The 12,338-nt window shown below is 43.3% G+C and carries 5 protein-coding genes; all 5 read left to right on the top strand.

The window, feature by feature from the left end; translation table 11 throughout:
* Nucleotides 1-106: 106 nt before the first annotated feature.
* The 5 genes from GD630_RS04405 to GD630_RS04385 are packed head-to-tail and all read left to right on the top strand — an operon-like array spanning nt 107 to nt 12,333.
* A complete protein-coding gene (locus GD630_RS04405; RefSeq protein WP_143864686.1) occupies nt 107-2,395 on the top strand; it encodes a LamG-like jellyroll fold domain-containing protein in 2,289 nt (762 codons plus the stop codon).
* 23 nt (nt 2,396-2,418) lie between these two features.
* The gene (locus GD630_RS04400; RefSeq protein WP_143864687.1) at nt 2,419-5,547 is read left to right on the top strand and encodes a SusC/RagA family TonB-linked outer membrane protein; all 3,129 of its coding nucleotides are present in this window, start codon (nt 2,419-2,421) and stop codon (nt 5,545-5,547) included.
* A gap of 11 nt (nt 5,548-5,558) precedes the next feature.
* Nucleotides 5,559-7,355, top strand: coding sequence for a RagB/SusD family nutrient uptake outer membrane protein (locus tag GD630_RS04395; protein WP_143864688.1), 1,797 nt, complete (start codon nt 5,559-5,561; stop codon nt 7,353-7,355).
* 14 nt (nt 7,356-7,369) lie between these two features.
* Nucleotides 7,370-10,531, top strand: a complete 3,162-nt coding sequence (locus tag GD630_RS04390) for a SusC/RagA family TonB-linked outer membrane protein (protein ID WP_143864689.1) — start codon at nt 7,370-7,372, stop codon at nt 10,529-10,531.
* A gap of 20 nt (nt 10,532-10,551) precedes the next feature.
* Nucleotides 10,552-12,333: a RagB/SusD family nutrient uptake outer membrane protein gene (locus GD630_RS04385; RefSeq protein WP_143864690.1), complete on the top strand. Its 1,782-nt coding sequence runs from the start codon at nt 10,552-10,554 to the stop codon at nt 12,331-12,333.
* Nucleotides 12,334-12,338 lie beyond the last annotated feature (5 nt).

The raw sequence follows: 12,338 nt of genomic DNA, 5'->3' as shown, positions 1-12,338 counted from the left end.
TTATCCACCACGAAAATCCATTTGTCCACCCGATATATACTCGTTGATAGTACTTTTGCGGCACTACAACGAGTATAATTATTGTTGAACCATTAATATCAGTATTATGAAGACAAGAAAATGGCCGTTATTATTCATGGCAATTCTGACTCTGACATTCTGTTCCTGCCAAGACTGGGGTGAGTGGGATGAAGAGGCAGGTAATCAGTCTATTCCTTCCGGATCAGGTAATTCCTTTAAATTAATAGCCGAATACCCCCTTACAGGAGATCTTAAATCTATTATAGGAGAAGGAATCGCTGATGGAGAAGCGTTCAGTTACAATGGAGGAAGCTCCCCCGAATATGTGGATGACTCAAAGGAACTTAAAAAGAAGGTTATTTATCAAGAGAATGGTTATTTACGTTTTCCAAATTCATTGAGAAACGCCAATCTAGAGAATGGCGCTTCCATTTCTTTTTGGGTAAAACTAGCAGAAGCAGATCCCAGCGCCACCATTCTTTCATTGGAATATGGAGGGGCCCAAGTAAGTTTTACCGCTAATGCGGGACTAAGTTATAATGGGGCCGCCGGTTGGGTAGATGTAAATAACCCCAACAGTGGTTTAACCAATGCCATCGGACTTAATCAGTGGAGATTCATATCACTGACTTTTTCGGATACAGGTTTTATGATTTATATTGACGGTGACAAAAAGTATGACACTACCAATCACCAAAGTATCACAGGTGGCAATAGACCTGGAATCGTAGGAGGTAATTTTGATTATAGCAATATGCTCAATGCAGTCACCAAGGCACCTTATATATATTTGGGATATAATGAGGAAAGCCATCCAAAGAAATTTTATTTAAGCAGATTGAGAATATACGCCAATCAAATCACGGATTCGGAAGCCTCCGGTGCAGTAGGCAGTATGACTCCTGTATACTTCAATTCATTTGATTCAGCCGATGGCCTGACAGTAGTCGGAGCTGGAGAGTTTATCAAATGGGACGGACAACGGTTCGGACAAGTATTTAAAAATGTAAACGGAGCAAAAAACACAAACTACCTGATGTTACCGTCGGATGTGCTTTCACACTCTTCCAAGACACAAGAACTGACAATAGGTGTATGGGTAAGTTCCAAATATGCGGGATTGTCAACAGACTATCCTTATGCTCCTTTATTCACAGCTTACGGAAACAAACCCAGTGCAGCAAACAGTTGGCCTATGTTCGCTTTGCAGTATCGTGGACTAGCGCAGATTAATTGTGCCGGATATACAGATTTCACTCCTGCCGCCAATGACAAAGGAATCAACACAGAATATAATAGTGTAGACAGTAAAGACGACGACTGGCTGAAAGACAAAGAATGGCATTATTATACAGCTACGCTGACTGCTACAAGCTGTAAGATCTACTTTGACGGTGAAATAGCCAACTCTTGGACGGAAGACGGTTCGGACGGACATCATATAGCCGGTCTATTCTCGAACGGAGCTGACTTGAGATATATCACATTGGGAGGTAACCAGGCTTGGGGTTGGATAGACAATGATCCCGGATTCATGTTTGACGATATTGCCATTTACAATATGGCATTGACACAGGAGGATATTAAAGAGGTAATAGCAAAAAAAATGGCGATTCCCGAAGAACCGCTTCCCCCTACTCCGGTTTACATGAATACATTCGAAGACGGACAAAGCGATGGCACACAGCCTGACGGTTCAAGAATTATCGGTGGAGGTTCTTTCGTAGATTCAAGAGACAATCACTTTGGAAAGGTATTCCAGAATATTATAGGAGGAAGAAGAACAAACTACCTTCTATTACCGGAAGACATCATGTCACATTCTGCCACAAGTAAAGAAATGTCTATCTCCATGTGGGTGAATGCAACAGCAGCTATCAAAAGCGGACAATCTTACGGATATACACCGTTATTTACAGCTCACGGAGTGGCTCCCAATCCTACCAACAATGGCAATTGGCCCATGTTTGCCCTATATACACGAGGCACGTTACAATTGAACAATGCGGGATGGTGTAACTTTGAGGGTTTCCAAAACACAGAAAAAAATAATACAGAATATTTAAATGACTTAGACTGGCTGAAAGACGGAGAATGGCATTTCTACACTGCAACTCTAACCGGTACAACAGCTAATGTCTACTTTGACGGAGTCTTGAAGAACTCATGGGTTGTGGATGGAACCGGCGATAATAATATCATTGAAGGCGCATTTATATATGGTGGAAATTACAGATACAACACATTGGGTGGAAACCAAGCCTTTGATTGGCCAGATGATGATCCCGGCTTTGCTTTCGATGATTTCGCCATTTACGATGTAGTCCTCACTCCGGAACAAATCAAACAAATCATAGCAGATAAGACTAAATAAATTAACCTTAATATTTCATATACATGAAGAAATATAAAGCAAACCAACAAGCAGTAGCGGGAAATGTTTTTTCCCGACTACTACTGATAGCTTGTCTCACAGTATTCAGTCAGTGGATATATGCACAGAACAAGCAAATCACCGGTCACGTAGTCGATACCAAAGGCGAACCGGCCATCGGCGCCAGTATCCTCGAAAAAGGGACTACCAACGGAACAATTACTGATTTTGACGGTAACTTCAAATTATCAGTAAGCAGTAAAGCGATCTTGCAGATAAGCTACATCGGCTACAAGACGCAAGAGATAGCCGTAGGTAATAAAACTAAGTTGAACATTACTATGGAAGAAGATACGGAAGTGCTGGACGAAGTGGTAGTAGTGGGATATGGCGCACAAAAGAAAGAAAGTGTAGTAGGTGCTATTTCGCAAGTTTCTTCCAAAGAACTGTTAAAATCTCCGGCAGCGAATGTATCACAAGCTATTGCCGGTAAGATTCCGGGCGTGATTACTTCACAAACTTCCGGTGCTCCGGGAGCGGATGATATGAAAATCTATATCCGTGGTCGTGCATCTTTCGCCGGTGATAACCAACCACTTATTTTGGTGGATGGCGTAGAACGCGAATTCTCGCAGATCGCACCGGATGATATCGAATCCATCTCCACTTTGAAAGATGCTTCCGCTACTGCTGTTTATGGTGTACGCGGTGCAAACGGTGTCATGCTGATTACAACCAAGCGCGGTAAAGAACAAAGGCCGACTGTCAGTCTGACAGCCAACTGGCAAATTCAGTCCCCAACCCGGCAAGATACCTATCTGGATTCTTACAATTCGGTAGTATTATTGGAAGAAGCATTAGCCAATGACGGACTCAACTCCCAATTCTCTGCCGCTGATATTGAAATGTTCAGAAAATCTTCTGCCGGAGAATTAAGCGGACTGGATGCCATGCTTTATCCCAATGTAGACTGGTATGATACGGTACTTCGCAGTACTGCTCCTGCCCAACGTTACAATGTAAACGTACAAGGCGGCACAAAACGGCTTCGCTACTTTACTTCTGCAGAATACTATAACCAGCAAGGACTGTTCCGTGATTTCAGTACAGACAAATATGGAAACAAATCAAACTCCAGTTTCAAACGTTTTGCATTCCGTGCCAATCTGGACTTCTTGATGACCAAAGACCTGACACTGTCCGTCAATTTCGGTACCCGTTTCGAGGAACGTCGGGGACCTAACTCCAATGAGGCTTTTGACGGAACTTACAGCGAAGTCTTTTACGAATTGAACCACACTCCGGGATGGTTGTTCCCCGTTTCGTATACAGTAGAAGATAAAGATGAAACAAAAACAATCTATGGAGGTAACTCACTCAACCAAAACAATATCGTAGGCAGACTAGCGGAAGCCGGTTTCTACCGGGCTACCAATACCATCAACGAAACGAACTTTATCGCTGATTATAAAATGGACTGGCTGACAAAAGGCCTGTCTGCCAAAGCGATGGTATCTTTCGACTACAATGCTTTTTATAACCGCAAGTTTACAGCCGGATTCGCTACATACGAACTGAATGACCGTAACAATTACCAATATATTGAAGCATACAACCAATTCAATACAGACACGGAGTTAGTTTATGCCGGAGACAATCAAACTACGGAATATAAACTGTATATGGAAGCTCAATTGAATTATGCCCGAAAATTCGGCAAGCATGATGTCACTGCAATGGTCCTGTATAATCAAAACGATTATCGATATCAAGCCGAGTTGGCACAACGCTATCAAGGATTGGTAGGACGCGCGACCTATGGATACGACGACCGCTATCTCGCTGAAGTCAACTTTGGTTACAATGGTTCCGAAAACTTCATGAGCGGCAAACGTTTCGGATTTTTCCCTTCTTTTTCTATCGGCTGGAGAATCAGCAACGAATCTTTCATGAAAGGCACACAAGAATGGTTGAACAATTTAAAAGTAAGAGCTTCTTATGGTCAAGTAGGTAACGATGTATACCAAGTGAACGGAGTGAGACAGCGTTTCCTATACCAAGCTGTATGGACACAAATGGATAATGCGTATCATTTCGGGACAACCGGGTATACCGGAATCTACGAAAGTCAATATCCTAACTACGGAGTGACTTGGGAGCGTGCGCACAAGTACAATGCCGGAGTTGAATTCGGACTTTGGAACGGACTGCTGAACGGTAATATCGACTACTTCTACGAAAGAAGAAAAGATATCCTCACCCCTTATCTGACTCGTCCGCAATGGGTAGGCGTCAATATGGCGGCGGGGAATCTGGGAGAGACCAAGAACTCCGGATTTGAACTGGAACTGCACCACAACAACCATATCGGAAAAGATTTCAGATATAATGTCGGAGTGACTTTCTCGCACGCCCGTAATGAGATTATCAGTATGGACGAACCGGAAGCCAAAACAGATTACCGCAAACTGGAAGGACATCCCATCAACCAATATTTCGGACTTCTCTGTGACGGATTCGTCACACAGGCTGATCTGGAAAATAAGTCACTTCCTGTTTCCACATTTGGAAACGTACAGGTCGGTGACCTAAAATACCGTGACATGAACAATGACGGATTTATCGACAGCAGAGATGAAACTTTTATCGGTTATAGTGACATTCCGGAAAACACGTATGCACTGACACTGGGCTGTGAATATAAAGGTATCGGGTTCAGTATCATGTTTCAAGGGGTAGACCATGTATCCCGTTATTATGATGCGGAAGCTATGTACGCATTCGTAAACGGCGGTAAAGTGAAAGAACATCACATGGAACGCTGGAACCCGAACCAATCGGAAGCTTACAATTTAAGCCATGCGAAATATCCGCTTTTGCACTATGACAGCTATGGTGACCATAATCAACGACAAAACTCATTCTTCTTAAAGAACGGTAATTTCTTCCGTCTGAAAAATATCGAGCTCAGCTACTCGCTTCCTATAAAATGGATTAAGAAAGTAGCCATGAATGAATGCCGCATTTATGTGAATGCCAATAATCTGGTCACTTGGGATCATCTGGACGGCTTATGCGATCCGGAGAGTCAAGGTTCCAACCGCTATCCGATTATGAAAACCGTTAACTTCGGTGTAAACGTTAAATTCTAATTGACTAAGATATGAAGAAGACTATTATATATACAGCCTTTATTTGGGCTATTTCAGCAACTGTGCTAACTTCTTGTGAAGATATGTTCGGCAGTTTTCTGGATAAACAACCGAGCAATGAGCTAACAGAAGACCAAGTGTTCAGTGAATGGGAAACGACCAAACAATTTCACTTTGACACTTACAATTTCTTACGCCATGGCGCATGCCGTATCAATAACTCATGGATGGATGCTGCCACAGATTTGGCAGAGACCAGTTATGCAAATGGGGGAACCCGCACAAGTTTCAATATCGGAAACTATTATGCCGCAGGCGGAGCCAGTGAACTGACAGATACATGGGAACATTATTATCGCGGCATCCGCAAATGCAATATGCTGCTAAGCCGGATAGATGATGTACCCAAACCGACAGATTTATCTACCACCCAATATGAAACGGATAAAACCAACTATAAAGCAGAGGCGCATTTTCTGCGTGCTTATTTTTATTGGGAAATGTTCTTACGCTACGGCCCTGTACCCATCGTGACCAAAGTACTGGATCCGGACGGAGATCTGCTGAGCGAATATACAACCCGCCCATCCGTCAAAGAATATGTGGTGGATTTCGTACTCAAAGAACTGAAAGAATGCGAAAACGACTTGATGACCAAAGGCGGAGCCACAGACATACAAGGACGTATCACCAAACCGATAGCACGCGCACTTTACTCACGTGTCATGCTCTATATGGCAAGTGAGCGTTTCAGCAGCGATCCCAGCTTCGATGAAGAGAGCAGAGTCACTTGGCAACAGGCGCAAGATGCAGCACAAGGATTCATCACAGACTACGGAACAAACTACGGACTTTATGTGGCAGATCAAAACAATCCGATTGTATGTTATACGAATGCAATCTTAAAAAACACATTTGACCAGAACAATAACGAAGTGATTTTCTGGAGAAATGATGTTATGGTCGGCTGGAGTGCCATCTACAATGATACACCGGTAGGCGAAGGTGGAAATGGCGGTCTGTGCCCTTCACAAAATCTAGTTGATATGTATGATATGAGTGATGGTAGTTCTCCTTTCGCTTCATACGATGAAACAGGTGCGCCGGAATACAGTAGTGAGGCTACAGGATTCACTCCCGCCATCAATAGTGCCAGCAAGTATAATGATAACGATCCGTATAACGGACGTGATCCGCGTCTCACCGCTACCGTCCTTTACAATGGAGCCAGCTGGGGAAATGGAGTTATCAATGTCTTAAAAGGACAACGGGATAATCCTACCGGAAATGCAAATGCCACACCTACCGGATATTATGTACGGAAATACATTCCTGAAAATATTTTGAACAACAATCATAGCGGTAGCAACTACCGTAACTGGATTATCATCCGTTATGCCGAAATATTATTGAACTACGCAGAGGCATTGAACGAGAACAACGGAAGCCGTGAAGATGTGCTAAACGCACTGCAACCGCTACGTGACCGTGCAGGAATCAGTGGAAAACTGACAGATCGCACAGACTTGGACAGCAAAGAAGCAAGAAGAAACTTTATTCGTAAAGAACGTACTGTCGAATTGGCCTTTGAGGATCACCGCGCCTGGGATCTCCGTCGTTGGAATGTTGCAGAAGATGCGCTCAAACGTCCTATCTACGGTATTGACATCACTAAGAAAAACGGTAAATATACTTATACTCGCAAAATAGCCCAAGAAAGGAAATTTGATGAAAAAATGTATCTCTACCCGATACCGGAGGGTGAAGTATGGAAGACTAATATCGAAAATAATCCCGGATGGAACTAATTAAAGCAACAATTATGTATACGATAAAAATGAGAAACATACAAGCTGGATTCAAAAGAATCATGCTCATGGCAGCCATCGTCCTAATGACTGCTACCGGATGGGCACAAAAGGGCCAGGTACTAAAAGGACAAATAGTCGATAGAGAGGGGAAACCTGTCATCGGCGCCATTATCAATGTAGCCGAAGCCAGCCGCATCGCACTCTCGGATAAAGACGGTAACTTCAGCTTGAAAAACGTAAAGAATGCAGACGAACTTTGCATCAGTTGTGTGGGATATCTTCCTGCCACCGCCATTGCCGACTTCAACGAGAAATTTAAAGTTGTGCTGGAGGAGGATCTGGACGAATACGCACACACCGCCCCGATTCCATTCGGCCGTAAGCCTATTAAATTCATGACAGAAGCCACCTCTGTCGTAACCGGAGAAGAATTGGAAAAACATCCGGTAACAGTGTTGCAAAACGCATTTACTTCTACCGTAACCGGTGTGGAAACTTATGAAGCACAATCAGAACCGGGATGGAGTGAGACCTTGTTTTATATCCGTGGTCTGCGTACCATGAACAATGATTTGAACAACACATCTCAAAAAGCGGAGAAACCCCTGGTTATTGTAGATAACGTAGAGCGTGACTTGTCTTTCCTTGATGCTTATCCTATTGAATCAATCACCATATTGAAAGATGCCGCTGCCTGTGCTATCTATGGTATGCGAGGAGCAAACGGAGTGATACTGGTCACCACCAAGCGTGGAACTCCGGGAAAAACAAAAATTAATTTCACCCAAGAAGTCGGATTTCAGACCAGTGCGGGCATTCCGGAAAGCCAGAACTCATATAATTATGCATTAACCAGAAATCAAGCACGTTATCTGGATGGATTGACACCGGAGTTCAGTGCCACGGATCTTGATTACTATCGCCGTGTCTGCAACGGCGAACAACTTGAAGGAACCGCCCAATATAAATACTTCAACACAAACTGGCATGATGTTATGTTACGTGACGCTGCTCCTCAATACCGCACCAATTTATCAGTCAGTGGCGGTAATGCACGTACCCGTTACTATGTATCATTCTCTTATTTGCGTCAGGAAGGATTATTCGATTCCAAATGGACTGATAGGAATGAAGGATATAGCACTCAGCAAGTACTGAACCGTTATAACTTGCGTTCCAACATCGACATTGATGTCAATAAATTCCTAAATGTATCATTGGATTTAGGTGGACGTATTGACAACATCACACAGCCGGGCATTGACATGTGGAACCTATTCACATGGGGAGCCGGTGAGAACCTCCCCATCTATCCGGTGTTCTGCCCTAACGGAGAATTCTTCATGCCTAATACAAATGACAGCAAAAATGGCGCAGCGCAAATTGCCGGAAGAGGAGTCGAACAAAACAGGCGTCGTAACTTGTATACCACTGTAACAGCCACCGGAAACTTAGATTCATTGGTACCCGGTCTGAAAGCGAAACTAACATTCAGTTTCGACTCATACGAAACATTCCAAAAAACACAGCAAGCGGATATCAATGCGTATTACTACAACTTTATGGATAATGTCAGTGATGTGGCCGATTATACATATACCCGTATGAGAACCTATAAGGCTCTACCCAACGCAACGACCAGTCCGCGTGATTATTATTATAACATCAATATGAATGGAGGTCTGGAATACAACCAGACTTTCGGCAGACATTTAGTGAATGCACAAGCTTTCATGCGTACTTATCAGAATGTGGTACGTGGAATGAACTCGTCCAACCGATATATATCGTATAATGGTCAAGCTACGTATGTATATGACAGCCGTTACATCGCTTCCGGAAATCTCTCATATATGGGATGTGACAATTATGCACCGGGTGAACGTTACGATCTCTTCTATGGCGGTTCATTGGGATGGGTACTTTCCGAAGAAGCTTGGCTGAAAAACTCATTTGTGAATTTGCTGAAACTCCGCGCATCTTTCGGACATGCAGGTCAAGCCGCTACCAGCACAAACCGTTACCCGTACCAAACTGTATATTCTCAAGGCGGAGGTTACAATTTCGGAACTTCACAGACTTATGTCGAAGGCAGTTATGAGTCTGTATTGGGAAATACAAATAACAAATGGGAATTGTCTGATATGGTAAATATCGGAGTGGATTTCGATTTGTGGAATAAGAAATTATATGGTTCGGTAGATTTATTCAAGGAATGGCGTTCGAATATATTGATCGACACTCAGATACCAACAATATTGGGAGTCAGTGTTCCTCAAAGTTCATACGGTAAGGCTGAAACCAAAGGGCTGGAAGTCACATTAGGACATCGGAATAAGATTGGCGATTTCGAATATTATATTGACGGAATGCTGACTTACAATACGAATAAAATTACGGATATGGATGAACTGACTCCGGATTACCCTTACCAAGCCAAAACAGGCAATCGCATCAACCAAAGCCAGTTATTGATATGGAAACAATGGGCCAGCAATCCGAATAAGATTCCGACTTCTTACGAAGACGCAGTGGCGCATCCCGAGAAATATCCATGGAACGTAGCCGGAGAATACAAACTGGGAAATGCAGTTTTCCAAGATACTAATGGAGACCGTAAAATTGACAGTTACGACAAAGTGCCTACCGGATATACTAAAATTCCGGAATTGATTCCAAGTATTCGCTTAGGATTCAGTTGGAAGGGTTTTGACGCACGTGCCGTATTGACAGCCTACTTGAACCGGACTGTTCCTTGCCGTGAAAATATGGATTACGGTTTCGGTTGGGGCGGTACAGCGACACATGAAGTGACCAACACATGGGGATATTACACAGATGATCCGACAGACATACGCAATATTAATGCCAAATATCCCCGTCTATCAACTTCTTTCAGTGATTTGGACCGCAACTATCCGTACAATGAATCGAATATTTGGGTAGTAAACGGTGATTTCCTCTCTCTACGAAATGTAGAAGTAGGATACTCATTGCCTAAACGTCTCATATCAAAAATCAGCATGACTAACTGTAGAATTTATTTCAGCGGTTATAACTTATGCACTTGGAGTCATCTTCCGAAAGGATTCGATCCGGAGAACCCGACAAACTATATCTGGGCTTATCCGAAAACCCGCTCATTCTCTTTCGGCATTAACATTGGATTCTAATCATTTAAACAGACGAAAACATGAAAAAAATATCATATTACATAGGCATGGTCCTCTTCTTGTTTAGCAACATCTCTTGCAGCGACTATTTGGATAAAGAATATGACGCTTCATTGGACATAAAACAAGTATTCAACAATAAAGACCTTACACGTGGCTTTCTGGCAAATATCTACACGAACTTGCCCGATGGACTCGCTCCTTTGACGGATGATCAGTTTACCGCTGCTTCCCGTGATTGTATGACTGACAATGCAATAACCTATTGGGGGCTCCATTATTATACAAAAATAGGAAACGACGGCTATACAGCCGCCGACCACCCTCTACTCGGTTTTTGGAATACCAATCTTTATGGCATACGTAAATGCAACATCTTCCTCAAAAATGCAAAAGCTTCCGTTATCGGGAATAACTTACAAGAAGGTGATGACAATATGCTATATGACCGCAACTGCGCTGAAGCCAAATTACTCAGAGCTATTTTCCATTTCGACTTGATTTGCTGGTTTGGCAATACCCCAATTATAGCGGAAGACGAAAATGACGAACCAATCATTCTTGATATTGATAATCCGGATGATATGAATATGGAACGTACAGACGCCGCATTAGCTTTGGAATGGGTGGCAGATCAGTGTGACCAAATCAAGGATATACTTCCTTTCCGTTATAGCGATGAGACCTCCAACTGGGGGCGTGTAAATGGGGCAGCCGCTTATGCACTGAAAACCCGGGCACTGCTGTACCGTGCTTCCAAACTTTACAATCCGACTAATGACTTGGCACATTGGGAAAAAGCAGCACAAGCAGCTACCGACTTCTTTGAAATGAACAACGAGCAGGCAGTGCCTTACCGCTTGTATAATACAGGAACTCCTGAAAATGACTATTATGAATGCTTTACTACCAATCCGGTATATAATAATGAGATTATATTGTCCCGTTCTATTTGGAATACCAACCAAGTGGAAAAAGTATTTCTGCCGGTAGGCTTCGCCGGGAAATTCACATCTGCAGGAAGAACAAACCCAACTCAAAACTTTGTAGATGCGTTTGAAATGGCCAACGGTAAACGAATAGACGAGATTAACTCCGGTTATGATGAAACAAATCCGTATGCTAACCGTGACCCCCGTCTTGCACAAACTGTATTTTATCAAGGCATGACTTGGGGACGTGCGGATAAAGGAGAAGAACGGACAATCGACGTGCGCTATAATTCGGAATCTGATCAAGGACGTGATTATAAATCATCAATGGGCGGTACGTATACCGGCTATTACCTCAAGAAGTTTGTAAACAACATTGCCTGTACCGACCCGGCAGTTTTCCCTCACTCATGGAATATCTTCCGTTATGCGGAAATCCTGCTGAACGCCGCAGAAGCTATCAATGAAGCGTATGGACCGGCAGAGGCCTACCCATACGTAAACGAAGTACGTGAACGTGCCGGAATGCCGACTTATGCCGATATGACTCAAACAGAGCTACGCGAACGTATCCGTAACGAACGTCGCATTGAACTGTCTTTTGAAGACCAGCGTTACTTTGACGTCCGCCGCTGGATGTTGTTTGAAAACACTGATGCGGATGAAGAACAAGGTCTGCCACGCTACAAACAGTTGCTGAATCTTTATGGAGTTAAAGTAACAGGAACGGCAGCAGCCCCAACTTATACATTCGGATTTGCAGAGACTGTAAATACCCGTACTTTCATCAGCCCCAAGAGCTACTATTTCCCTATACCGTCGAATGAGGTGAAACGTGCTCCCAAACTAGGTCAGAATCCAGGATGGTAATCCAT

This window comes from Bacteroides zhangwenhongii (genome assembly GCF_009193325.2).
Lineage (GTDB): Bacteria > Bacteroidota > Bacteroidia > Bacteroidales > Bacteroidaceae > Bacteroides > Bacteroides zhangwenhongii.
The sequence above is the reverse complement of the archived record's forward strand: the minus strand, read 5'-3'. Positions and strand labels throughout refer to the sequence as shown.

Excerpts from the sequence above, each read along its gene's own strand:
- GD630_RS04400 (WP_143864687.1), top strand. The coding sequence starts at position 2,419 with ATGAAGAAATATAAAGCAAACCAACAAGCAGTAGCGGGAAATGTTTTT.
- GD630_RS04395 (WP_143864688.1), top strand. The coding sequence starts at position 5,559 with ATGAAGAAGACTATTATATATACAGCCTTTATTTGGGCTATTTCAGCA.
- GD630_RS04385 (WP_143864690.1), top strand. The coding sequence starts at position 10,552 with ATGAAAAAAATATCATATTACATAGGCATGGTCCTCTTCTTGTTTAGC.
- GD630_RS04390 (WP_143864689.1), top strand. The coding sequence starts at position 7,370 with ATGTATACGATAAAAATGAGAAACATACAAGCTGGATTCAAAAGAATC.
- GD630_RS04405 (WP_143864686.1), top strand. The coding sequence starts at position 107 with ATGAAGACAAGAAAATGGCCGTTATTATTCATGGCAATTCTGACTCTG.